27 protein-coding genes are annotated in these 21,875 nt (G+C 40.5%); 14 read left to right on the top strand and 13 right to left on the bottom strand.

Features of this window, described 5'->3' with window-relative positions; translation table 11 throughout:
- Nucleotides 1–10: 10 nt before the first annotated feature.
- The 7 genes from ACGTNI_RS10090 to gvpQ form a co-directional block, all read right to left on the bottom strand.
- A complete protein-coding gene (locus ACGTNI_RS10090) occupies nucleotides 11–814 on the bottom strand; it encodes a GvpL/GvpF family gas vesicle protein (protein ID WP_394462038.1) in 804 nt (267 codons plus the stop codon).
- Between the two features lie 15 nt (nucleotides 815–829).
- Nucleotides 830–1,081, bottom strand: a complete 252-nt coding sequence (locus ACGTNI_RS10085) for a gas vesicle protein GvpG (protein ID WP_085505835.1) — start codon at nucleotides 1,079–1,081, stop codon at nucleotides 830–832.
- Nucleotides 1,078–1,842, bottom strand: coding sequence for a GvpL/GvpF family gas vesicle protein (locus ACGTNI_RS10080; RefSeq protein ID WP_394462036.1), 765 nt, complete (start codon nucleotides 1,840–1,842; stop codon nucleotides 1,078–1,080). The genes ACGTNI_RS10085 and ACGTNI_RS10080 overlap by 4 nt, the downstream gene beginning before the upstream one ends.
- A gap of 5 nt (nucleotides 1,843–1,847) precedes the next feature.
- The gene (gene gvpN / locus ACGTNI_RS10075) at nucleotides 1,848–2,777 is read right to left on the bottom strand and encodes a gas vesicle protein GvpN (protein ID WP_394462034.1); all 930 of its coding nucleotides are present in this window, start codon (nucleotides 2,775–2,777) and stop codon (nucleotides 1,848–1,850) included.
- Nucleotides 2,778–2,814: 37 nt separating this feature from the next.
- A complete protein-coding gene (gene gvpO, locus ACGTNI_RS10070; RefSeq protein WP_394462074.1) occupies nucleotides 2,815–3,099 on the bottom strand; it encodes a gas vesicle protein GvpO in 285 nt (94 codons plus the stop codon).
- Nucleotides 3,100–3,174: 75 nt separating this feature from the next.
- Nucleotides 3,175–3,465, bottom strand: a complete 291-nt coding sequence (gene gvpA, locus ACGTNI_RS10065; protein WP_062441008.1) for a gas vesicle structural protein GvpA — start codon at nucleotides 3,463–3,465, stop codon at nucleotides 3,175–3,177.
- A gap of 27 nt (nucleotides 3,466–3,492) precedes the next feature.
- On the bottom strand, nucleotides 3,493–4,098 hold the full coding sequence (gene gvpQ / locus ACGTNI_RS10060; RefSeq protein ID WP_394462032.1) for a gas vesicle protein GvpQ: 606 nt from the start codon (nucleotides 4,096–4,098) through the stop codon (nucleotides 3,493–3,495).
- 310 nt (nucleotides 4,099–4,408) lie between these two features.
- Here gvpQ and ACGTNI_RS10055 point away from each other — a divergent pair, with 310 nt between their 5' ends.
- A complete protein-coding gene (locus ACGTNI_RS10055; RefSeq protein WP_394462030.1) occupies nucleotides 4,409–4,768 on the top strand; it encodes a Lin0512 family protein in 360 nt (119 codons plus the stop codon).
- A 35-nt stretch (nucleotides 4,769–4,803) separates the two neighbouring features.
- On the opposite strand, the gene ACGTNI_RS10050 is transcribed toward ACGTNI_RS10055, so the two are convergent.
- Nucleotides 4,804–6,471, bottom strand: a complete 1,668-nt coding sequence (locus ACGTNI_RS10050; protein WP_444875587.1) for an IS1182 family transposase — start codon at nucleotides 6,469–6,471, stop codon at nucleotides 4,804–4,806.
- Between the two features lie 402 nt (nucleotides 6,472–6,873).
- Here ACGTNI_RS10050 and ACGTNI_RS10045 point away from each other — a divergent pair, with 402 nt between their 5' ends.
- Complete coding sequence (locus ACGTNI_RS10045; protein ID WP_394462028.1) at nucleotides 6,874–7,059, top strand: YfhD family protein; 186 nt, start codon at nucleotides 6,874–6,876, stop codon at nucleotides 7,057–7,059.
- 150 nt (nucleotides 7,060–7,209) lie between these two features.
- Nucleotides 7,210–7,581: a VOC family protein gene (locus ACGTNI_RS10040; RefSeq protein ID WP_394462026.1), complete on the top strand. Its 372-nt coding sequence runs from the start codon at nucleotides 7,210–7,212 to the stop codon at nucleotides 7,579–7,581.
- 9 nt (nucleotides 7,582–7,590) lie between these two features.
- Here the strand turns inward: ACGTNI_RS10040 and ACGTNI_RS10035 are convergent, their stop codons facing one another.
- A complete protein-coding gene (locus tag ACGTNI_RS10035; RefSeq protein WP_394462024.1) occupies nucleotides 7,591–9,057 on the bottom strand; it encodes a UDP-N-acetylmuramoyl-L-alanyl-D-glutamate--2,6-diaminopimelate ligase in 1,467 nt (488 codons plus the stop codon).
- A 307-nt stretch (nucleotides 9,058–9,364) separates the two neighbouring features.
- On the opposite strand from ACGTNI_RS10035, the gene ACGTNI_RS10030 reads away from it, so the two are divergent.
- The 3 genes from ACGTNI_RS10030 to ACGTNI_RS10020 all read left to right on the top strand — a co-directional run bounded on the left by ACGTNI_RS10030 (nucleotide 9,365) and on the right by ACGTNI_RS10020 (nucleotide 13,051).
- Nucleotides 9,365–10,258, top strand: a complete 894-nt coding sequence (locus ACGTNI_RS10030) for a glycine betaine ABC transporter substrate-binding protein (protein ID WP_085505827.1) — start codon at nucleotides 9,365–9,367, stop codon at nucleotides 10,256–10,258.
- 317 nt (nucleotides 10,259–10,575) lie between these two features.
- A complete protein-coding gene (locus ACGTNI_RS10025) occupies nucleotides 10,576–12,072 on the top strand; it encodes an esterase/lipase family protein (RefSeq protein WP_394462022.1) in 1,497 nt (498 codons plus the stop codon).
- A 175-nt stretch (nucleotides 12,073–12,247) separates the two neighbouring features.
- On the top strand, nucleotides 12,248–13,051 hold the full coding sequence (locus tag ACGTNI_RS10020; RefSeq protein WP_394462020.1) for a VLRF1 family aeRF1-type release factor: 804 nt from the start codon (nucleotides 12,248–12,250) through the stop codon (nucleotides 13,049–13,051).
- Nucleotides 13,052–13,115: 64 nt separating this feature from the next.
- Here the strand turns inward: ACGTNI_RS10020 and ACGTNI_RS10015 are convergent, their stop codons facing one another.
- Entirely contained in the window at nucleotides 13,116–14,636 is a 1,521-nt protein-coding gene (locus tag ACGTNI_RS10015) for an AbgT family transporter (protein WP_394462018.1), read from the bottom strand.
- Between the two features lie 289 nt (nucleotides 14,637–14,925).
- Between ACGTNI_RS10015 and ACGTNI_RS10010 the strand changes: the two genes are divergently transcribed.
- Genes ACGTNI_RS10010 through ACGTNI_RS09995 form a run of 4 tightly spaced genes read left to right on the top strand, consistent with a single transcriptional unit; the run spans nucleotide 14,926 to nucleotide 17,014 of the window.
- A complete protein-coding gene (locus tag ACGTNI_RS10010; protein ID WP_394462016.1) occupies nucleotides 14,926–15,231 on the top strand; it encodes an antibiotic biosynthesis monooxygenase family protein in 306 nt (101 codons plus the stop codon).
- Nucleotides 15,228–15,590: a hypothetical protein gene (locus ACGTNI_RS10005; RefSeq protein ID WP_394462014.1), complete on the top strand. Its 363-nt coding sequence runs from the start codon at nucleotides 15,228–15,230 to the stop codon at nucleotides 15,588–15,590. Before ACGTNI_RS10010 ends, ACGTNI_RS10005 begins: the two co-directional genes overlap by 4 nt.
- Before the next feature lie 13 nt (nucleotides 15,591–15,603).
- Nucleotides 15,604–16,266, top strand: a complete 663-nt coding sequence (locus ACGTNI_RS10000) for a cobalamin B12-binding domain-containing protein (RefSeq protein ID WP_394462012.1) — start codon at nucleotides 15,604–15,606, stop codon at nucleotides 16,264–16,266.
- Nucleotides 16,253–17,014 (top strand): STAS domain-containing protein, encoded by a 762-nt coding sequence (locus ACGTNI_RS09995; RefSeq protein WP_394462010.1) that lies wholly within the window; start codon nucleotides 16,253–16,255, stop codon nucleotides 17,012–17,014. Before ACGTNI_RS10000 ends, ACGTNI_RS09995 begins: the two co-directional genes overlap by 14 nt.
- A gap of 58 nt (nucleotides 17,015–17,072) precedes the next feature.
- Here the strand turns inward: ACGTNI_RS09995 and ACGTNI_RS09990 are convergent, their stop codons facing one another.
- Nucleotides 17,073–17,237: a hypothetical protein gene (locus tag ACGTNI_RS09990; RefSeq protein ID WP_394462008.1), complete on the bottom strand. Its 165-nt coding sequence runs from the start codon at nucleotides 17,235–17,237 to the stop codon at nucleotides 17,073–17,075.
- Between the two features lie 272 nt (nucleotides 17,238–17,509).
- Here ACGTNI_RS09990 and ACGTNI_RS09985 point away from each other — a divergent pair, with 272 nt between their 5' ends.
- The 4 genes from ACGTNI_RS09985 (at nucleotide 17,510) to copZ (ending at nucleotide 20,995) form a co-directional block, all read left to right on the top strand.
- Nucleotides 17,510–17,893 carry a DUF302 domain-containing protein gene (locus tag ACGTNI_RS09985; RefSeq protein WP_394462006.1) on the top strand — a complete coding sequence of 128 codons (384 nt, stop codon included), beginning with the start codon at nucleotides 17,510–17,512 and terminating at the stop codon, nucleotides 17,891–17,893.
- Nucleotides 17,894–18,046: 153 nt separating this feature from the next.
- Nucleotides 18,047–18,361, top strand: coding sequence for a metal-sensing transcriptional repressor (locus tag ACGTNI_RS09980; RefSeq protein WP_394462004.1), 315 nt, complete (start codon nucleotides 18,047–18,049; stop codon nucleotides 18,359–18,361).
- 11 nt (nucleotides 18,362–18,372) lie between these two features.
- Nucleotides 18,373–20,757 (top strand): heavy metal translocating P-type ATPase, encoded by a 2,385-nt coding sequence (locus tag ACGTNI_RS09975; protein ID WP_394462002.1) that lies wholly within the window; start codon nucleotides 18,373–18,375, stop codon nucleotides 20,755–20,757.
- 31 nt (nucleotides 20,758–20,788) lie between these two features.
- A complete protein-coding gene (gene copZ / locus ACGTNI_RS09970) occupies nucleotides 20,789–20,995 on the top strand; it encodes a copper chaperone CopZ (protein WP_028783617.1) in 207 nt (68 codons plus the stop codon).
- A 155-nt stretch (nucleotides 20,996–21,150) separates the two neighbouring features.
- Here the strand turns inward: copZ and ACGTNI_RS09965 are convergent, their stop codons facing one another.
- A complete protein-coding gene (locus tag ACGTNI_RS09965; RefSeq protein WP_394462000.1) occupies nucleotides 21,151–21,477 on the bottom strand; it encodes a spore coat protein in 327 nt (108 codons plus the stop codon).
- A 17-nt stretch (nucleotides 21,478–21,494) separates the two neighbouring features.
- Nucleotides 21,495–21,752 (bottom strand): hypothetical protein, encoded by a 258-nt coding sequence (locus tag ACGTNI_RS09960; protein ID WP_394461998.1) that lies wholly within the window; start codon nucleotides 21,750–21,752, stop codon nucleotides 21,495–21,497.
- Nucleotides 21,753–21,875 lie beyond the last annotated feature (123 nt).

Raw genomic sequence — 21,875 nt, 5'->3', positions numbered from 1 at the left:
CCCCCTCACTTCACTTCAGTTTCGAAAAATGGTAAGCAGGCCATGGACCGGTCAATTCAAGGGTGAACCCTGCTTCTTTCCATTCTTCCTGCAGCTGCTTTACCTTACCCAGAAACTCTTCTGCTTCTTGATTTTCTAGCAAGTAAACGCTGTTCCAGCACATTTCATCGGTTCTTCCGGTTACATCTTTATTCCAATTCTTCTTAATATCCGTCTTCACGCTGTAAGTTGCCAACTGATCATGGATGGAAGAGGAATGTTGCTCTTTATCCTTCTCCAGCTCTTGATCAATGAGTCGGTCCAATTTGCGTTTCTCTAAATATTGCCTGCCTGGCGACATGTGTTCCAATTCTTTTTTCTTCTCGTCTATACTCAAATTGTGAGCAGCGGTACGCTCCCTGAGCGAATCGTTGTCACAATAAATTTTCAGGTTCCATTCTTCTTTACCCTTCAGCCAGGAAAGTAATCCGTCCATTTCCTGGTAATGGTTGGTAAGCGTTTCTTCCAGGTTGGTTTTACTGGTATAGATTGTTGCGAATTTCATCGGGATTACTGTATAGCTTTCATGAAGCTTCATAACCGCTTCGTGATGATGGAAAGCTTTTTCATGAACCCACTCAACATCTGAGGTCTTTTCCTCCAGTGCAGATTCATTGTAGTCACTTTCTTCTAAGTCGCACACAATTGCCTGGATTCCATCGAAGGCGATGGGATACCATTCATGCTGAACATCTAATCCTTTGAAAGAGGGAAGAGGAGTTTGATTTAGTTCGTCTGTTGGTATGATTCCATATAAATATTTTAGTTCAGCCATATTGCTTCCTCACTTTCAGCGTTTGGTCAACTCGTTCCATTGTTCCATTTCTTTTTTCTTCGCTACTTCATAACGAACCAGCAATTCTTCTTCTTGTGCTTTAAAGACATCCTCAGGGATTTCTTCAAGTTCATACATCATTTGCAGGTGAACCAATTTCTTTTGAATCGTTTCCAAGTCATATAACTCTTTATCCACTTCTTCCTTTACCTTTTCTCCTACTTTTACGACGAGATTCAATGGGGAAGTGAATAGTTTTTGAATCATGAAGGTTCCTCCACTTTAAGTTTGATATTGATGAAATTATACGCAGGCCAAGGACCTGTGTACTTGAAATCAACCTTATCTTTCCACTTTTCGTGAAGTTCATTGACTTTTTCATCAAATTTTTCTTCCATATCCTTTTCAACCAGGTAGGCGCCATTCAGTAACATTTTTTCTCCAATAGGTTCATTGACTTCACTGGCTACTGCCAAGGCCGTTAATTTTTCATGAATTTCAGTTTCAGCTTCTTTTTGAAGCGATTGGAAAAACTTGGTTGCCATTTCCCCCAGCTGAATACGATCAAAATATCCTGCTGATTCTGATTTAGACTGAACAGTTTCTTTTTGCTTTGCTACTTTTGAATCTTTAGCAATTTCTTTTTCCAGCCAGTCTTTCTTACCAACTACTTTCAAGCCCAATTCAATTTTTCCTTTAATTTTAGGGAAAAGAGTTTCTAGCTGTGGATACAAACTCTTTGTCAAAGCAACTACATCTTCTTTGGAATGAAAAACATTACCAAAGCTGATCGGTACAACCGTATCCATTTTCTGCATGATATCTGATATTACATTCTGGTGCATCATCAGATTTTCTTTACTCGGATGGTAGATTTTCATGGGCATCTCTGCAGCTACCATTGCTGCATCATCATAGTGGATGGTAAAAACTTCTCTAGTTTCACCTTCAAAGTCTATGACTCCAAAATCATGTTCTTCATTTGTTTGTATGGCACAAAATATATAAATTCCTTTTTCGTTTTCCATATAACTCACCCGACTTTAATTTTTTTACAAGCATCCAGCAGTTTCTCTTTAAGCTGGGGCTGTTCTTCTTTTGGTGTACAAGTCTGTAATGGGAACCATGTAATATCAAGACATAGTTCCTGGAATTCCTCATCATTTCCATCGATAGGAATGTCATGCTTCTCAGCCATTTCAGCAATCATGATAGAAGCCCTGAGGCTGGGCCCTTGCACTTGATCATTGCTTTTACATAACTCTCTGGCAGTTACCACGAATTCTACAATGGCTTCTGCGGGTTCCCGGGATAGACTCGTTTTACTGATAACAGCAGTAACCTCGGCCTGATGATCCATTTGATCTAATGGCAATGTAACCATACGATCTAATAATGCATCTTGTGATTGAAAGACCCCGGCATATTCTGCAGGATTACTCGTGAAAATCACTGAGAATTCCGGATGTACGCGTACAAATGATTCTCTTCGTTTAGTCCCGTATAAAGGAAGGATTCTTTCTTCTAGTATAGACAAGAAAATGTTATTTGCTTCCGGCTGAGATCTGGTAAATTCATCATATACAAGCGTATAACCATGTTTCACGGCCTCAAGCAACTTTCCATCTGTCCATGACTCGGTAACATTCTCTTCTGTTTTATAGACAGTACGAATAAAGTTATCCTTCACCTTACTACTTTGATAGCCTGTAAAGGCACCAATCAAATCTTCATTCGACAACTCTTTATTACCATTTAGAAGCATAACAGGCCGGTTTCGCTGTTTAGCTATATGAAGAGCGAGTGTTGTTTTACCAATCCCAGACGGACCAGTAAAGTGGACAGGATAACCGGATGAAAGGTACCGTAATGATCGTTTAATCAACCCTTGATAATAGGAAGAATGTTTATATACTTCGTTGTTGATATGAGGCTGTTGTCTTACTTCTTTCAATACGGTCATTCGTTTATCCTCCTAATTCATCTAATATCCAGGGTGGTCATGATGATTGCTGTTCTTCTAAATCACTACGGTATCTTAAACTGATTCTGGAGAAACCGGTTATTTCAGCATCTTCATCTAAAAACACTTCATAAAGACCGACCATTTGATCGTTGGCATATTTCTTCATATATTCCTTTTCCTCAATAACCTCTACCATAGCTTTCCAGCCTTGCTGTTTCTCTTCACTGTCCTCATCCTTATGCTTACGGACTGAAATGATTTTATGAGGCGGTGCTATATTCTCTGTGAAAAATTGATTTACTTCATCCATTACCTTCATAATCTTCACGATCACCCTCACCTTTTATTAATTAAAATAGGGAGGAGTCAGAGACAGTGCCCTGACTCCAATCCATTAAATACTGAACCCACTGCGTTCATTTTGAGAATTAGACTGGCTTTCTGTACGTGCTGAAAGTCTGTCAGAAAGTCCTTCTTCCTCAACTTCATCGCGCAATAAGCCGACTGCTTCAGCATAACGTAACCAAGTATCCACACTTGCAATAACTACACGTGCTTCTACTGTAATCAATTCAATTCCTACTACTGAAACGCGGGCAAATGCGTCGATGACAATCCCTTTGTCTAAAATACGGTCAATAACCTCTGCCAAGCTACTGCTATCGGTTGATTTTTGTACTGCCATAAATAAAATACCCCTTTCTTTAATTTCCTAACTGGAAGATTTTGTATTTGAAGGGTGCTTGATATCTTTTGCGCTTTTGATATCAGTGGAACTTTTAATATTGTTAACACCTTTAATGTCATTAGCGCCTTTAATATCATTAACCCCTTTAATCTTATCCTGTGAACTTCCACCGGTTTTCTCTTTCATCTTGTCTTGAAAGTCTTCACCAGCTTCTTTTACCCCACTGAGCTTTTCGCGAAACTTCAATAAAGCATTCTGTGCTTTTTTCTCGACTTTGTCAGCATTGTTATGCACTTTCTCTGCATTCTCTTCCTGTGCCTGTTCTAAATTTTCGGAAGCTTCTTTCACCTTAGACTGCATACTGTCTTTAAATTTTTCCTTCATTTGATCGGCCATTTCATCTTTTACTTCTTGTTTTGTTTCATCCTTTAGATCACTAGGGTCATCGGCCCGATCAACGATCCTTGCCACTCTTGGCATTTTATCTTCCACAAATTCAGAGGTTTGCTTAGCGCCTTTTTTTATCTTCTTCCTGAATTTTGGGAGAAGCAGGGAAGAAGCGGCAAGTGTAAGTCCACCAGCTAAACTAGTGGCTCCCGCATTTTCTTTCATCTTATCCGTTTTACTCATGCACGACCTCCTTTTCAAATACTCCCAAATTGTAAAAGCTGTGATGACCCTTACTGTTCTTGATACCCACATTGTGACATGAGGAAAACTAGGTCAAAACTAGTGTCTTGAAGAATTGGAATAAAATTCTTAGAATATTAAAGCTCGAAGTTGACAAAAAGAGGATTAATGCCGCTTAAAGAGGAAAATATTACAGAAATTACAAAAAGATTATATTAGAAAAAAAGTTGATTTATTATCTAAAAAAACGGTTATGGGTTTTGTGAAGGATAAATTAAAAATAAACCTGATTCGAAAGGAGTAGGATAATATGGATAAGATACTCTTTATACAAACTGGGATGGGGATTGATGTACATGGTCAAAACGTAACCAAAGCTTCCCTTAGGGCCATTCAGGACGCGATTAATTTCAACTCCATGCCAGGTATCGAAGAGTCTCTGCCCGAAAAATCCTTAGATAGTATGAAGGTGAACGTCAAACTTGCCATCCCTCGTGATCAAGATCAATTAGATGAAAACGAAGTAAAAGAGGCTATCCCCTATGGCACTGTATCGGTAGAAGTAGTGGAAGGGGGCATGGCCACGACAAGTGGGATCATTTTAGAAGATAAAGAAGACAGCAACGATCTCATGTATATGGTAAATGCTTCTATTGAAGTTGGGTACTAAAATTCAATATGAAGGGGCTGTCCCAAAAGTCCTCTTTAAAATGAAAAAACCACGAAGAAATTGATTTTTCTTCGTGGTTTTTTCATTGTGAGCTTATTTCCTCCCCGAAACAGCCGGATCAACTCCGCCTGTTTCAGGAAGTTGTGGGCAATGGCGACCAGCCCAAACTCTATATTCACTTTATCGATACCCCGGAGAGAAAATCTCCGGAACGACCGATTGCCTTTGATATGACCGAACACACTTTCCACCTCAACTTTTCGTTTGGCGTAGATTTGTGCTCCTTCGTCACACCAAAGGCTTTCCCTTGCTTCCTTCTTCAGTTGTTCATATGACGGGTTATAGTAAACACGCCGGTTTCCTTTTGCTTTCGTGCATTTTTCTTTTATAGGGCACCCGGTACACGCTTCGCATTCATAGACCTTGAAGGCTCGCGTGTATCCGTACCGATCGGTACGGTGAGAATGGAATTGAAAAGGGACCTTTCGTCCATTCGGACAAATATAATAATCCCCTTCTTCTTTGTACTCCCAGTTCATAACCTGGCTTGGGTCTTTCTTGAACGAACGAGACTGCTCTTTTCGCATCGTGTTATATGGAATGAGTGTATCAAACCCTTCCTTCTTTGCGTATTTGTAATTGGTTTCTCCACCATAACCTCCATCAGCGACAATTGTATTGGGGAACGGCAGGTCTGTAGCCTGCAGTTTTTGAATATGCGGTTCAAAACAACGGGTGTCCGTAGGACGCTGATGGATCGAGTAGCCAATAATGAATTGGTTTTCTGTTCCTGCCTGCACATTATAACCAGGTTTCAGTTGCCCATTCTTCATATGATCTTCTTTCATTCGCATAAAGGTGGCATCGGTATCTGTCTTGGAAAAACTATTTCGATCACCGAAGGTGGCCAACTGGGTTTCATACTTTTTCAAACGAGGAAGGTAGTCCTGACTCAACGTTTTATAGATACGTCGTTTGGCACGGAATACTTCCTTTTTTTCTTTCTTCTTTTCCTTATCATTTTCTTCTTCGACCGCTTTTTCCGCCTGTTCTACCTGAACTTCTACCTGCTCAACAACTTTTTCGAGTTGCTCCGAAGTTACTCGCTTGGCAGGAGACCCCTCATCAGTGAGTATTTTTTCATCCATCTCAATGGCATCTTCAATATCCGCGAACGTTTGATTTAATTTTTCCTGTAGTTTTTCTTCGTAACGTTGGACGGATTTTCTCCACACAAACGTGTATTTATTGGCATTCGCCTCGATTTTGGTTCCATCAAGGAAGTAGTTGTCCATGGATATGTATTCTTGGTCGATCAGAAGTTTAATCAACTCCGTGAATAAAGGTTCAATGATAGCTTTCATCCGTTCTGAGCGGAATCGGTTGATGGTTCGGAAATCTGGTGTCTGTTGGCCGGCCAGCCACATCATCGGCAGATGTTCCCGAAGTGCTTTGGCGATTTCGCGGCAGGAATAGATTTTTTGCGTGTAGGCGTATAAGATAACTTTTGTCATCATTTTGGGATGATAGGAGCTCCGGCCGCCGCCTTGATATTGGGAAAAGAAGATGTCATCGTTCACCTGTTCCACCATGGCGTGAATGACCCGGACCACATGGTCCTCAGGAATTAAATCACTGAAGTCCATTGGTAGAACTAACTGCCCCATGTTATAATCAATGAAAGTAGCTGAAGAGTTACTCATAAAAAAATCGCCTCGCTTTTCGTTTTTTGTTGGTTTGGTCGCTTACATTATAACGAATGAGGCGATTTTTTTGTATGTAAAAAAGAAGATTTTTGCATTGTTGATGGGCAATTTGGGCAGGGAAACGATGAGACTCCTGCGGGAGAAGCAAGGCTGACGAGGCCCCGCAGGGCGTAGCCCGAGGAGACTTGTCGTCTTCCCCGCGGAAAGGGAATCGTTTCCCAGCCCCACTTTTTTGATATCAACAATAAACGAAAAAAGCTGCCCCAATTAGTCTGTTACAGACTTATGGGACAGCCCCTTCTATATGGAACAATCCTTAACCTAATCCCATTGGGGCTGGAATAGAATAATGTCTTGAACACATAATAACTGTAATGAAATAAGAAAAGGGGTGGCATAATGGGCAGAGACGATCATCGTAAAGCAAATGGAAAAAATGATTCATCACTTCCACAAACACCAAAATATGAAAAGAAAGCTCATGCGCTTGATATTGAATTTTCGGAAGAATTAGCTGATCATGAAGATAGAGAAGCGCAAGCTCGCTCACAAGCAGCAGATGCTCGTATGAAGAATAAAGATTAACACTAAAAAGCCAGCCTCTTTCCTTTGACACGTGAAAGGAAAGAGGCTGGCTTTTTTATAGGCCTAACGAATAAACAGGGATTTAACTAAGTTACGATAATTAAAGGTATTATCATGATGGATGTAGAATGAAACGAGGGGGTGATAACTATGACATATCAGTTTGAAGGAATCGATCACATTCAATTGGCCGCTCCAGCTAATTGTGAAGAACAAGCGAGAAAGTTCTTTGTTGAAATTTTAGGGATGGAAGAATTAGAAAAGCCTCCCGAATTAAAGAAAAGGGGAGGCGTATGGTTCCGCTGTGGTAACCATCAGCTGCATATTGGAGTGGAAAATAATTTTCAGCCTGCCAAAAAAGCTCATCCAGCATTGGTTGTAAAGGATATCAAACACTTGATGAATCATTTAACTGATCAGAATGTACCTTATCAAGAGGATGATAACTTACCGAATGCAAGGCGGCTTTATATGGAAGATCCGTTTGGCAACAGAATAGAAATATTAGAATGGCAGAGTTGACGCAATGCGTCAACTCTGAATTAATTTCTTCTGTGGGTTTCTTGTAAACCGATCTAAATAGCGGATGCAATTGATGTCGGAATCGACTGGGTATTTATAAACCTGTTCATAAGTTTCATGTCCCTTGCCAGTAATGATAATCCAATCCCCTGGGCGAGCGTGATCCCAAGCTGACTTTATTGCTTTCGTCCGATCATACATTACTTTCCCCGCACTGTTTCCGTAATGCTTGTGCAAATCATAGAGTTCCTTTTCCATTGTGGCAGGTGCTTCTCCGTATAAATCGTCCCCGGTCAAGATGTAGCGCGAGGTATTTGAGGCGCTCACTTTTAACATTTCTTTTCTCTTCGTCTGGTCTCTTCCGCCACGGAAGCCAAAAATATGAACAATTCGTTTGGCACCTTCTTTTTTAGCAGTATGAAAGATATTTTCAAGTGCATCCGCCGTATGGGCATAATCGACGATGATAGTAGCTCCATTCGGGTGTCTGTATTCCTCGAAACGACCTGGCACGTGCAGCTTTCGTGCTAAGGTATCGGTTATCGAATTCCAATCAATACCTGCCAGGTATGAAGTGTAAGCGGCGAAAGAAGCATTATGGAAATTATGGACACCAGGCATCTGTAGGGAAAGGGGCCATTGCTCGCCGTTTACAATCACATAATTTTGTTCAGGCTGAACGATCATGTCATCCTGTTCAGAAGAATTAACAGTGTAGACATGTTTTCCTTCATCCTTCAACCGTTCTGACAGTTGCTTTCCCCAGCCTTGTCCGGTATAAATAACAGCTTTACCATCTGGTTTCAGTTGCTGAAAAAGACTGGCCTTTGTTTCAAAATAGTCTTCCATGCTCCCATGGTAGTCCAAATGGTCATGTGCCAGGTTTGTAAACACCAGATGGTCAAAGAAAAGACCATGCACCCGGCCTTGTCTAATCCCGTGGGAAGAGACTTCAAGAATGGCGACATCATCATTACTCTGTGCCAGAAGTTTATATAGTGTCAAAGGGTCCGGGGTAGAATTGGAAGATGGATATGCTTCTTTATTAATAATATAAGAGACTGTACCAAAAGTGGCACACGAGTATCCCGCTTGTTCGAAGATACTCTTCAGCATATAGGTCGTCGTTGTTTTTCCATTTGTACCAGTGATTCCAATCGTTTTAGGTAAAGGCTTATCTTTCATGTAGAAAGCTTTGGCTATTTGAGCCAATGCTTTTCTGCTGTCTTTAACCTGTATATATGGGAAGTCAGCATTGGCAACTTCTTTTTCCCCAATGACTAATGATGCCCCTCTTTCCACAGCGCTATCTATGTAATTGTGTCCATCGGCAGCATGTCCTGGAACAGCCACAAACAATGTCCCTTGTTTTACTTCACGGGAATCACAAGAAATATCAGCAATGTGGACAGACATCGCTGACGGGCTGAGGGTATGATCTAATTGTATATTTGTAAGTAGTTCAGCAGCTTTCATGAGCATGTATCTCCTTCATGGGTCGTGGATGAATTTATACTATTGTATAGACAAATCTAATGCTCTTCAAACTCGAACAATAGAATCACTTGTATTATTGTATCTCTTTCTCTTGTTTTCATCAGCAATTGTAATAAAAATTTAGTTAAAGAAACAGGAATGTAATCTGAATTCCTGTTTTATACAGTTTATTTTGTTCAAACTTTATAGAATATATGGTAAAATCGTAAATTGTATTACTCAAGTAGTGTGTTTTGGTTTATTTTTTTAATTTAATATCACAATAACATTAAAAGGAGGAATACAGATGAAAAATCTACGTAATTACTTAACAATGTTAGCCTTGGCGGCTGTACTTATTTTAGCAGCCTGCGGTGGAGATTCTGATGATGAAGGCAATGCCGGGGGAGATAGTGAAGAAAAAGGAACTATCAATATCGGCATGAACAACTGGGCCGAAAATGTTGCCGTTTCTAACATGTGGAAAATCGTATTAGAGGAAAAAGGATACGACGTTGAATTGAATAACGTGGAAAAAGGTGCGTTATATGAAGCGTTGTCTTCCGGCGATATCGATATCGGGATGGAAATTTGGCTGCCTAATACGGATAAGCCTTTTTATGAAAAGTTTGAAGATGAAATCGATTGGCGGGAAACCTGGTATGAAGGTACAGATTTAGCATTAGTGGTACCATCTTATGTAGAAGAAGTAAATTCAATTGAAGATTTAAATGAACATAAGGAAAAATTTGATTCAACGATAGTCGGTATTGATGCAGGTGCCAGTATCATGGATCTGACCGATCAGGTCATCAATGAGTATGATCTTGACTATTCATTATCCTCCTCATCAGAGCCAACGATGATATCTGAATTGAAAAATAGTATGGAAGATGAAGAGCCGATTGTTGTGACCCTATGGAAGCCTCATTGGACTTTTGCAGAAATGGATTTGAAAATTTTGGAGGATCCAAAAAACATCTATGGCGATTCTGAAAACATTTCTTATGCAGCACGTAAAGGACTGGAAGAAGATCAGCCGGAAGTTGTAGAGTGGTTTGATAACTTCATGCTGAACGATGATCAGTTAGGAAGTTTGATGGCAGAAATCAACGAAGCAGGTTCTCCTGAAGAAGGAGCGGAAACATGGTTAGAAGATAACCGGGATCTCATTGAAGAATGGACCGGAAGCTCTGAATAATACGAATAATAAGGCCTGTTCCAGGAAAAAGGAACAGGCCTTATTTTGATTTGATCTGTTAAATTTCCTTGGTGATTTTACATAAAAGCTCCCTTTTACTGAAGACTCAGTTTCAGGATATGTTGTTTCCGTTACGATAGTAACGGTTGGGGGGGCCGGGAAATCACTCGCTTCCCATAGGCGTACGGTGAGCTTCCTAAGGCTTCGTCTGATGCCTTCGGCTTGTTTTGTTTTTTTCTTCCTATATAAAAGGGGATAGGAGCGTCAACACAGAATATGTTTACCATACCTAAACGGGAAGGGGAAGGTAAAAGAATATGAGGGAGAGGATCATAATTCTTGGACTGTTTCTATTGATGGCATGGCCGGCTGAGATTTGGGCAGGATCGTTTGGCAAGGATGACCCATCAGGAGTGCCGGGTCAGTGGTACGTCGGTGAGGACCCCGCCGATATTGATGAAAACAAAGCACCAATTGTATTTATTCATGGATTGAATAGTTCCTCAGCTACATGGTGGAAAGAAAATGATATGTATGAGACAGCTTATACAAATGGCTACCAGACAGCATTCATCGACTTGTATCCCGATAAAAATATGTGGAACAACGGAGAACTGCTTGCGGAAAAGCTTGGTGAAATATACGAACATTTTGGGAAAAAAGTAGTACTGGCAGCTCATAGTAAAGGCGGTGTAGATGCACAGACAGCCTTAATTTATTTTGGTGCCGATGAGTATGTGGAACGGGTGGTCACACTTTCAAGTCCTCATCATGGCTCGGAACTGGCGGATTTAGCCCATAGTGAGGGTGCCAGTTGGCTTGCGGATATTATAGGTAATAAAAATGAAGCAACACAATCTTTGCAAACAGGTTATATGGCTTATTTTCGAGATATGACGGATAGAGAGCCCGGTATTGAAAATACCTCTATGTATACCTTTGGTGGAACCGGATGGGGGCCTGCGTGGGGGTCTCTGTTTTGGGGAGGTTTATACTTAAGCCAATACGGTTCCAATGATGGGGCAGTAACCGTATCGAGTTCCCGTTTGCCATATGCGGAGGAAATTATGGTTGATGATTGGACTCATTACACCATCAAAGAAGGAAATGCAACGTTCAACCTTTTTCAACCCTATTTACAAACCTCTTCTTTGCCGAGTAATGTCCAAATGGAAAGTTTGTCTCCACATTCCGCTGCAACCTTTCATAGTGGAGGAAAGTTCAAGCGACAAAAGACAGAAACTTTTCATATAGAAGAAAACGTAGAGTCTGTTACCATACAATGGACGAGCAGTTCTCCGACAAGTGACCTCACCTTGTACAGTCCAAAAGGGAAGCAACTTGAAAACTTTCGCACCTCAAAAGACCAAAGCAGTTACTTCCATGGTGCATACAACCATACGATAACACTAGAAAATCCTGAGCATGGCTTATGGCGCATCCAGGCTCACTCTGCTGATACGGAAGCCTATTTGTTAAATGTTCATTTTCAAAGTGATATCAATGAAAATATAAACTTGGAAGTTAGCGGAAGGAACAATCCCCAGGTCCGTCTTCTTACAGGGAAAGATACAGTGAGAAATGTCAGGACCACACTTACACTTGGTCACGAGTCTTTTAAAAGCCCGGATAAAGTAAAATCTTCAACTATAGATATGGCTGCTGACGGTACGATTTTTTTAAGAGGAATGGAGAAAGGGTTTTATAACATAACTGCTCAGGTGAGAGGTGAGACACAAATGGGCATTAAGTTTAACCGTTCCATTGTCCAAACCATCTATATAGATGATAAAGGGAATGTGTATCAGAGATGATTTTTTGTTGGGAATTTATTCCTTCTGCAAGGCTTCTGCGCTTGGCTTAAAGCACCTTTCGATTGCGTGGGGTGCTTTTTCTTTATGAAATTTAAGTGAGCAGGTTTGAGTACTAGACAACGCGGTTACATAACTAGTAGACAAACAGTTTTTATAAAGGAGTAGATGTAGCCTTATGGATATGAATAAAGAAATTAAGAAGTTAGAAAGTGTTTATTTAGAAAAGCCTCAGCGTGTATTCAGCATGTATTTAAATACAGATCCATCTGACCCGGACCAGCAAGGCGGGGAATGGAAAATACACTTGAAGAATGGTTTGAACAACTTTGAGAGTTATCTTCAAGAAGATGGTGACTCTGATGAAAAACGAAATTTCTGGGCAGTTAAAGAGAAGGTAGAAAACTTTGTGAAAGAAAATGAGCAGAATTTCCGTAAAAGTCTGGTTATCTTTGCTACAGCAGATGATTCTATCTGGTTCGCCGAACGTTTCCAAATGCCAGTAGAAACAGAATTCCACTGGGAGGAAACTGCTAAAGTGGATCAGTTGAAACAAATGTATGATAGCTTCCCTAAAACCGGAATTATACTGACCCAAAAAGAAGCGATTAAAATCATGGACACAGAACTGGGGACATTGAAAGATTCACAAATGTTCGAGCTGGATCTGAATACAGAAGATTGGAAGCAATATACGACCCATCCAGCCCAGGCGCCAAAGGGAGACAGCAGCCGCAGCACACCGCAGGAGCAATACAAGGAGCGTTTTGAAGCTAACCGTTATCGCTGGTATAAGAGCCTTGCGCCTAAATTGGATAAGCTTGCGAAAGACAGGCAGTGGGAACGTATCTATCTGGTAGGCGATAAGGAGGAAGCAGATGATTTGAGAGATAACATGAACAAGGAAGTTACGGACATCGTTAACAAAAACATGCTTGATCACGAAGAAATGAAAGTCATCGATGAAGTTGTATCGCAATAAATGAAAAATGCTTGCAGGATTTCCTGCAAGCATTTTTTTAATACTTAGGCTTTCGCCTTTAAGTCTAGTATTTGATCGGGGAACCAGGCCCTAAGTCGATTCCGAACATCATCCATACGATTAGCATGATTGTCCATGCTATCAAGAAGACAATACTGTAGGGAAACATAACTGAAATCATGGTTCCAATTCCCATCTTTTTATCATATTTTTGAGCAAATGCAATGATGATCGCAAAGTATGTCATCAATGGTGTAATAATATTGGTTGTTGAATCTGCAACACGGTAAGCCATCTGAGTCAATTCCGGTGAATACCCCAGCTGCATCATTATTGGTACGAAGATAGGAGCCATCATCGCCCATTTAGCTGAGGCACTACCGATGAACAAGTTTATGATTGCAGATACCAGGATGAAACCTAAAATCAATGGGATACCGGATAAATTGGCAGCCTCTAAAAATTCAGCTCCATACACACCAATGACAAGCCCCATATTAGTTTCGGAGAAATAAGCAACGAATTGACCTGCAGTAAATGCAAGAACAATAAACATACCCATAGCAGCCATCGTATCGGAAAGCTGATTCGCTACATCTTTATCATTTCGGATTTCTTTTGTTGCGATCCCATAAAACAAGCCAGGGATGAAGAATAGAATCGTAATGATCGGTACAAGTGAACTCATGAAAGGTGACTGGATGATACTTCCATCATCTCCCCGCAATGGAGCACCTGAAGGAACAATCAGTAATGCGGTAAGGATAATTGCAATCGCTACTGAAATACCTGCCCACTTTAAGCCCTTTTTCTCTGTGGCGTCCAAGCCTTTTAGATCCTCACGGTATTCTCCTTTATATTCCCCTAAGCGTGGCTCAACTATCTTTTCGGTGACCCATGCACCAACAATGGATAAAAGAAAAACAGATACTATGATAAAGTAATAGTTCATGGCGATATTCATTGTTTCTGCGTATGCAGGATCAATAATTGCAGCCGCATCGATTGTCAATTCGCCAAGCATGGCGTCCGTTGCGGATAAGAATAAGTTGGCACTGAACCCTGCTGACACCCCCGCAAACGCCGCTGCAAGACCTGCAAGAGGGTGGCGCCCGATAGCAGCAAAGATAACCGCTCCTAATGGTGGCAGGACAACATAACCAGCATCAGAAGCTACGCTGGACATTACCCCGGCAAAAACAAGACCAAAAGTGATCAAGCGCTGCGGTACAGATAAGACAAAACCTCTTAATAAGGCACTGATCAGGCCTGTCCGCTCAGCAATACCAATACCAAGCATTGTGACCAATACTACTCCTAATGGTGCAAACCCGATGAAGTTTTCGGTCATACTGGAGAAAAGGTATTGGATTCCTTCTTTATTCATCAGATTTTTTACTTCAACCATTTCTCCTTCTTCGCCAGGATGTTCTACTGATATTCCCAGACTGGACACAATGCCAGATAGAACAATGACTAGCAGAGCTAAAACAGCAAATAAGGTGACTGGGTGGGGAAGTTTATTACCAACCGTTTCAATTCCATCCAAAAACCTCTGGAACATCCCCCTTTTTTTAGTCGCCATATTCATACTCCTTTCCGAATAAAAAAACTAAAATTCTGAAAAAAGAATTTAGTTTTCTGATTTTGTAATTTTTTGTCGAATACTAGTATAAACACTAAGAACAAAAATTTAAATACGTTTGAAAAAAATAGAAACTTTCAAGCAATTCAGATAACAAGAAACCGCTTACATGTTCATGGACATATATAATGCGACTAAAGGCGATTTAAACCCCATTGTTATACAAGGCGATCTTTAATATGGTACGATTGAAAAAATAGTCTTTTAGGTGTGAAAAAGGAGATGAATTATGTATATCGTCGACTCAACAGTTACAGTTCCTGACCATAAAGCTGAGGAATTAATAGAAATTTATAATAAAAGAAGCAGATCAGTAGACCAGTCAGAAGGCTTTCGTTCCTTTCAGTTATTACAAAATGATAAACGGGCGGGAGAGCTGACTGTTCATATGGAATGGGAGACAAAAGAAGATTACTTGAAGTGGGTGCGGAGTGAAGATTTCAAACGCATTCATGAATTGGAAAAGAATTATCCCGATCAGGAGCTGGCTGGTATTGTGCCTAAAGTATCCCGCTATAAGGTTGTTGCCCGATGAAAGTGTCCGAGAAGACTAAATTGGTTGACCGTGTAGTCAACGATATTTATCAGACTTATCCAGGTCTAATCGATAAATTCGGGGAAAATGGCAGACGACGGACCGTAGAAGATAACCATCATCATCTTGATCACCTTGATACAGCATATCAGATGGGCAGCAGTACATTTTTTGTGGATTATACGTTATGGCTGAACAGTGTTTTGACTTCCAGGGGAGTAGGTACTGAATTAATTGTTGATAATTATGAAAGGCTGATCAAAGGCATGGAAAATGCAGCTTTTGAATCTTCTGATGAACGAGATGCTTATTTGGAGTATTTACAGGCAGGAATAAAAGAACTTAAGACCCTGTCCTAAGTGAGGTGTGGGAATGACCAGAAAACATTATGAGAAATTTGCGGAGTATCTCTTGCAAGGCAAGGAAGATGAGGCTGTTGAATTAGTCGATAATCTTCTTGCAGAGCATCCGAGACTATATCTTTTTGACGATATTATTACTCCTGCCATGTATTATATTGGAGCATTATGGGAAAAAAACGAAATTTCTGTTGCTGATGAACATTTGGCTACAGCTGTATGTGATTTTGTTCTTTCCAGGCTGGACGCAGGGGTTTATGAAAATAAATTTCAATCTAAAACAAGAAAAAAGATCATCCTTTTGGGTGCAGAAGAAGAACAACATTATTTAGGGTTGAAAATGGTTGCCGGTTTTTACAGAGAAAAGGGCTGGCGTGTACGTTATCTGGGTCCCAATCTTCCTTTAGATCATGCATTGAGACAAATCAAAGATTGGCAGCCCGATGTTATCGGCTTGTCAGCAGCTTTATCATATCGATTACCGGTAGTAAAGCAAATGACGGAAGCTTTCAGTCAGCTAAGTTGGTCCCCTGGTATTATTATCGGTGGCAGAATAGCGAAGAAGTATGATTTATCTAACTTGGAAACAGGGCAAGTGCGTGTAGTAAAGGGGCTGGCTGAGTTAGAGCAAGTGCATAATGTATGGAAAGCAGGCGTCGTGGATGAAACAAGTTGATGAATTTTTTTCGGTTCCTTACCTTCTTATAACTAAACAATTTGAAATTCTTCAGTATTCTACTGAAGTCGAGGATATTTTTGTCATGCATCATAACTTTTTAAAAATGTGTGATGAAGAAAGCGTTCATAAAGTACGCAAAGAAGTGGTGCCTGGTAAAAGTAAAAATAAAATAGAAATTAACCTGGTACCTTCCTCTGCTAACCATGACCTTCTACTCGTAGATCTCTATGTGAATTGGAAAAATGACCTTCATGCAGAAATGATGATCCTTCCGAAAGATCAAGGAATGCTGGATGTGACAGCTTCTTTAGGTCAACTTCGTTCACGTCTTAATACAACCAACTTTGAGCTGCTGGAGGAAAAAGAAAAGCTGCAGGAAGCCATGGCCGAAAATAACAGGCTTTCCGCCCCATTTATTGAGCTTTCTTCCACTACGGCGCTGGTCCCTCTTTTTGGTGATCTCAATGCAGAAAAAATAAACGCTGTTGGTGATGAACTGTTAACGTCAGCTCAACAGTCAGATATAGAAACCATTTTATTTGATCTCACGGCCGTTGGAGAAATTGAACAGGATGGAGTCATTGCGTTTCAAGGGGTTGTTCAATCGTTAGCCTATATGGGAATGGAAATTGTAGTGATTGGCGTGAAACCAGATCATGCTCAAAGGATAAATGACCTTCAATTAAAATTGGGACTTAAATTTTTGCGTTCTCTTCAACAGGCCATACGTAAATATTGCAATTAAAAAACCGTGGTATTCATCAAAGGATGTACCACGGTTTTTCTATATGAATACTTCTTACCTAACAATCCCCTGCCGGGATGCCAGCGAGCACTAAACCATGCGGACGTTTTTCCAGTCGCAAGGAATTAGTCATATCTTTAATGTGCGGATCAATTGATACTTTTATCCCATTAATGACTTCCAGCGTATCTGTTTCTTCTGCCCCATCCAGGGACAGTCCCAATTGTGGGCCCCCTCAGCCAATGCCGGCTAAAAACAGACGGATACCTTCCGCATCATTATCTTCTAAAATTTGAATGATATCAGTTTTCGCTTCATCTGTTATTTGCATCATCTCACCCCTCTTTACAATGACATCATAGGTCAGAATTCCAACACTTTCAAATAATTAGCAGCATTCTTTTAGTGTGCAGCAATGAAAGTATATCACTCGTTTTAATTATACCAAACAGGGTATAATGTGTAAGTGAAAAGATTTTGAAGGAGGTATTCAGATTGTTCCATTACACAGTCGACACTAATAAGAGTTTGGATGAAGCGGTACAAGCTTTAGAAGCCGAATTGAAAAATGACAAGTTTGGAGTCTTATGGGATTTTGATGTGAAAGCCACCTTAAATAACAAAGGACTGGATTTTGACAAGCCAGTGAGGATTTTAGAGGTTTGTAATCCTTCGGAAGCAAAAAAAGTCCTGGAAAAGAATGAATTGGTAAGTTACTTTCTTCCGTGTAAAATTGTTGTCCATGAAAGTGACGGCATGACAAAAATAGGTATGCCGAAACCTACCAAGTTAATTGAATTCGTAGAGGATCAGGAATTGAACCAAATTGCCGAACATATCGAACAGCGTATGATCAATGCTATTAACGAGGCAAAATAGGTTAAATTAAGAGCAGTGTAAAAGCTGCTCTTTTTAATGCTCTCATAACGGCAGTTTATCCAGGATAATAAAATTATGAAGTGTTTCAGTTTGACAATAATACTATACGGGGGTATAGTTTAGTTAAGTTAAGTACTCTTGGAGGTGACGAGGTTGGATCAACATTTACCAGAAAATAGTGGGAAACAACCGATTAAGCCACGAACAGATGAGGAGAAACAAAAAGTTTTGAACCGTTTGAAACGAATCGAAGGGCAAGTGAGAGGGATTCAAAAAATGGTTGAAGAGGACCGTTATTGTGTCGATGTACTTGTACAAATTTCTGCTATAGATAAAGCACTTAATCAAGTGGGATTTTCTTTGATGGAACGTCACACAAAACATTGCGTCAGCCATGCGATAAAGGCTGGTAACGGAGATGAATCTATCGAAGAGTTAATGAAAGTCATGAAACAATTTGCAAAATAGAAAGGAGAGGTATGATGAGTGACAAAAAAAACCTTTCCGTCGATATTACAGGTATGACTTGTTCTGCCTGTTCTACGAGGATCGAGAAAGTATTGAACAAAATGGATGGTGTTGAAGCAAACGTCAATTTGACGATGGAGAATGCAAGAATAGCTTATGATCCGGATAAAGTATCTCCGGATGATGTTTCAGCACGTATCGAAAAGCTGGGTTACGGCGTAAAGACCGAAAAAGCCGAATTCGATATCACTGGTATGACTTGTTCCGCTTGTTCTGTACGTATCGAGAAAGTGTTAAATAAAACTGAAGGAATACAGCAGGCTACGGTTAATTTGACCAATGAAACAGCTACCGTTGAATATAGCGGGGATATTAATGAAAATGATATTATCGCTCGTGTCCAGAAACTAGGCTATGATGCTAAATTACGGGCGGATCGTGAGGAAAGGGCTTCTCAAAAGGAAGAGGAATTAAAGAAAAAGCGTATGAAGCTTTATATCTCTGCTATTTTATCCTTGCCATTGCTGCTTACGATGTTTGATCATTTGCTTGGACTGCCGGTACCACATCTCTTGATGAATCCATGGTTTCAGTTTGCGTTAGCTACACCAGTACAATTCATCATCGGTTGGCAGTTCTATGTGGGTGCATATAAAAGTCTAAGAAATAAGAGCGCCAATATGGATGTACTGGTTGCATTGGGAACGAGCGCCGCTTATTTCTATAGTCTGGCTGAAGCAATTCGTTCAGTTGGAAACCCTGGTATGGATCCTCATTTATATTTTGAGACAAGTGCCATCCTCATTACGTTGATTCTGGTAGGGAAGTATTTTGAAGCAGTTGCCAAGGGAAGAACGACGGCGGCTATCTCGAGTTTACTGAATTTGCAAGCGAAAGAAGCGACTGTTCTACGGAATGGGCAAGAAATAAAAATTCCGCTGGATGAAGTTTCGGCTGGGGATGTTCTTATAGTAAAACCTGGTGAAAAAATTCCTGTGGATGGAGAAATCATAAAAGGTAATTCCTCTGTAGATGAATCGATGATAACAGGCGAATCTATCCCGGTAGAAAAAGAGCCAGGGGATCAATTGATCGGAGCTACAATCAATAAAAATGGTCATATTCAGATGAAAGCGACAAAGGTTGGAAAAGACACAGCCCTTGCAGGCATTATTAAAGTTGTCGAAGAAGCACAGGGTTCAAAAGCGCCAATTCAAAGAATGGCCGATGTCATTTCAGGCTATTTTGTACCAATTGTAGTAGCTATTTCCATCATTACCTTCATTGTCTGGATGACGATTGTTTCTCCGGGTGATTTCACATCTGCATTAGTTGCTTCTATCGCTGTTTTGGTTATCGCATGCCCATGTGCCCTTGGTCTGGCGACACCGACTTCCATCATGGTCGGTACTGGTAAAGGTGCAGAACAAGGCATTTTATTCAAAGGTGGCGAGCACCTGGAAAACACCCACAAAATTGATACGGTAGTATTTGATAAAACTGGTACATTAACCAAAGGTACACCGGAAGTGACAAACTACGAAGGAGCACCTGACATTCTGCAGCTGGTAGCGAGTGCAGAAAAAAGTTCCGAACACCCTTTAGCGGATGCGATCGTCACCTATGCGGAACAACAAGGTTTAGAGCTGATGGAGCCTAGCAGCTTTGAAGCGGTACCAGGTCATGGTATTAAAGCTGTGTTAGATGGAAAAGAAGTACAAATCGGCACAAGGAAGTTAATTCGTCAGCTGAATGTGGAATACGAATCATATGAAGTAACAATGGAAAAATGGGAAAATGAAGGTAAAACAGCTATGCTTATTGCAGTTGATAATAAGGTTAAAGGTATTATTGCTGTGGCTGACACGATTAAAGAATCTGCACCAGAAGCCTTGCGTCAATTAAAAGAAGCAGACATTGAATTAGTGATGTTGACAGGGGATAATGAAAGGACTGCTCAGGCAATTGCTAAACAGCTGGGAATCGATCGTGTCATTGCGGAAGTTGTTCCGGAAGAAAAAGCGGAACGGGTAAAAGAAATACAGCTGCAAGACAAAAAAGTAGCAATGGTCGGGGACGGCATCAATGATGCACCTGCACTAGCTATTGCAGATGTAGGAATTGCGATCGGAACTGGAACAGATGTGGCAATTGAAGCTGCTGACCTGACGATTTTGGGCGGCGAATTAACATTAATTCCTAAAGCCGTGCAATTAAGTCAAAAGACGATGAAAAATATTCGTCAGAATCTATTCTGGGCACTTGCTTATAATTCTGCCGGAATTCCTATCGCGGCAGCAGGTTTGCTGGCACCGTGGATAGCTGGGGCAGCTATGGCATTCAGTTCTGTAAGTGTTGTGTCTAACTCACTTCGATTGAAGCGAGTTAAGTTATAAATCACAGTTTAATGAGAAAGGATGTTCATGTATGGAAATGACTTTAGAAGTAAATGGAATGACCTGCGGGCATTGTGAAAAGGCGGTTAAAGGAGCCTTAGAGGAATTGGAAGGTGTCCACGGTGTTGAAGTTCACTTAGATGCAGGGAAAGTAGACGTTAAATATGACGAAGCTTTTGTAACGAAGGAAAAAATGAAAGACGCAATTGAAGACCAAGGTTATGATGTCGTCGGATAAAGGCTGTTAACAGATGAAAAGCTATCTTGAAAGGGATGCCCCTTCAAGATAGCTTTTTTTACACTTTAAGAAAGATTAACTTTGTTAAAGGATTAAAAGTATAAGAAAAACTAGGCTTTCGCCATAGGACTTGGCGACAAGCCAAGTTTTTCTAATCACTGATAAGGTAATTGGTTTTTGTATCCGCTGAATTGCTGGTAGGATTGCTGCATTTTTTGCTGATCGGCCTGCTCCATGGTATACCAGCCTTTTTTGAACATGAGATTGAACAGATCACGCTGGCAGTCTTGTGTTTCTTTAAAAATAGCAGCAAGGTCGTTATAAAGATTTTGGTTACTTGCTTCATTCAAAGCAATGTTGTAGGCATCCGTCATGTATTTTTCCGTCGATAATTGATCATTGACGAAGTCACGTTCATTCATTTGCGGTGTTTTCGGTACGTTCGTTTCAGGGTTTTGAATCTTTTGGCTTTGTTGATTCATAATATACTCCCTCCTTGTTAATTGATTGGTTGTGATTGATTGTTCAAGTGCTCTAAAATTTTGTTATAGTGTCTCTGATGCATCTGGCCAGCTTGCTCCAAAGCGGCTTGCAGCTCGGGATCCTGACATTGCTGGGCAAAGAAATGGGCCTTTTTACAGGCATTCAAATTCCAGGAAAGCATGTCCGTTATATAAAGCTGGTCCTTTCCGCTTACCATATTAGGCGGCTGTGCCATCGGCTGGGCTTGTTGCATACCAGGCTGTTGTTGTTGCATATGATGACCTCCTTAAGATTTTTCAGGTTTATTTTGTCCTATAAGCCGTTTCCTATTAGGAAACCTGCGAATTTCGTTGTTTTTTAACATAATTTTATGTTTTGTTCGTTTCTTTGATTATTT

It is taken from the genome of Thalassobacillus sp. B23F22_16 (assembly GCF_043496955.1).
Classification (GTDB): Bacteria; Bacillota; Bacilli; order Bacillales; family Halobacillaceae; genus Thalassobacillus; species Thalassobacillus devorans_A.
This window is presented reverse-complemented; position numbering and strand designations above follow the sequence as displayed.

Bases quoted from the DNA above. Each gene is read 5' to 3' on its own strand.
- ACGTNI_RS10090 (WP_394462038.1), bottom strand. From the start codon at position 814: ATGGCTGAACTAAAATATTTATATGGAATCATACCAACAGACGAACTA.
- ACGTNI_RS10085 (WP_085505835.1), bottom strand. From the start codon at position 1,081: ATGATTCAAAAACTATTCACTTCCCCATTGAATCTCGTCGTAAAAGTA.
- ACGTNI_RS10080 (WP_394462036.1), bottom strand. From the start codon at position 1,842: ATGGAAAACGAAAAAGGAATTTATATATTTTGTGCCATACAAACAAAT.
- gvpN (WP_394462034.1), bottom strand. From the start codon at position 2,777: ATGACCGTATTGAAAGAAGTAAGACAACAGCCTCATATCAACAACGAA.
- gvpO (WP_394462074.1), bottom strand. From the start codon at position 3,099: ATGAAGGTAATGGATGAAGTAAATCAATTTTTCACAGAGAATATAGCA.
- gvpA (WP_062441008.1), bottom strand. From the start codon at position 3,465: ATGGCAGTACAAAAATCAACCGATAGCAGTAGCTTGGCAGAGGTTATT.
- gvpQ (WP_394462032.1), bottom strand. From the start codon at position 4,098: ATGAGTAAAACGGATAAGATGAAAGAAAATGCGGGAGCCACTAGTTTA.
- ACGTNI_RS10055 (WP_394462030.1), top strand. From the start codon at position 4,409: ATGGATAAGATACTCTTTATACAAACTGGGATGGGGATTGATGTACAT.
- ACGTNI_RS10050 (WP_444875587.1), bottom strand. From the start codon at position 6,471: ATGAGTAACTCTTCAGCTACTTTCATTGATTATAACATGGGGCAGTTA.
- ACGTNI_RS10045 (WP_394462028.1), top strand. From the start codon at position 6,874: ATGGGCAGAGACGATCATCGTAAAGCAAATGGAAAAAATGATTCATCA.
- ACGTNI_RS10040 (WP_394462026.1), top strand. From the start codon at position 7,210: ATGACATATCAGTTTGAAGGAATCGATCACATTCAATTGGCCGCTCCA.
- ACGTNI_RS10035 (WP_394462024.1), bottom strand. From the start codon at position 9,057: ATGAAAGCTGCTGAACTACTTACAAATATACAATTAGATCATACCCTC.
- ACGTNI_RS10030 (WP_085505827.1), top strand. From the start codon at position 9,365: ATGAAAAATCTACGTAATTACTTAACAATGTTAGCCTTGGCGGCTGTA.
- ACGTNI_RS10025 (WP_394462022.1), top strand. From the start codon at position 10,576: ATGAGGGAGAGGATCATAATTCTTGGACTGTTTCTATTGATGGCATGG.
- ACGTNI_RS10020 (WP_394462020.1), top strand. From the start codon at position 12,248: ATGGATATGAATAAAGAAATTAAGAAGTTAGAAAGTGTTTATTTAGAA.
- ACGTNI_RS10015 (WP_394462018.1), bottom strand. From the start codon at position 14,636: ATGGCGACTAAAAAAAGGGGGATGTTCCAGAGGTTTTTGGATGGAATT.
- ACGTNI_RS10010 (WP_394462016.1), top strand. From the start codon at position 14,926: ATGTATATCGTCGACTCAACAGTTACAGTTCCTGACCATAAAGCTGAG.
- ACGTNI_RS10005 (WP_394462014.1), top strand. From the start codon at position 15,228: ATGAAAGTGTCCGAGAAGACTAAATTGGTTGACCGTGTAGTCAACGAT.
- ACGTNI_RS10000 (WP_394462012.1), top strand. From the start codon at position 15,604: ATGACCAGAAAACATTATGAGAAATTTGCGGAGTATCTCTTGCAAGGC.
- ACGTNI_RS09995 (WP_394462010.1), top strand. From the start codon at position 16,253: ATGAAACAAGTTGATGAATTTTTTTCGGTTCCTTACCTTCTTATAACT.
- ACGTNI_RS09975 (WP_394462002.1), top strand. From the start codon at position 18,373: ATGATGAGTGACAAAAAAAACCTTTCCGTCGATATTACAGGTATGACT.
- copZ (WP_028783617.1), top strand. From the start codon at position 20,789: ATGGAAATGACTTTAGAAGTAAATGGAATGACCTGCGGGCATTGTGAA.
- ACGTNI_RS09965 (WP_394462000.1), bottom strand. From the start codon at position 21,477: ATGAATCAACAAAGCCAAAAGATTCAAAACCCTGAAACGAACGTACCG.
- ACGTNI_RS09960 (WP_394461998.1), bottom strand. From the start codon at position 21,752: ATGCAACAACAACAGCCTGGTATGCAACAAGCCCAGCCGATGGCACAG.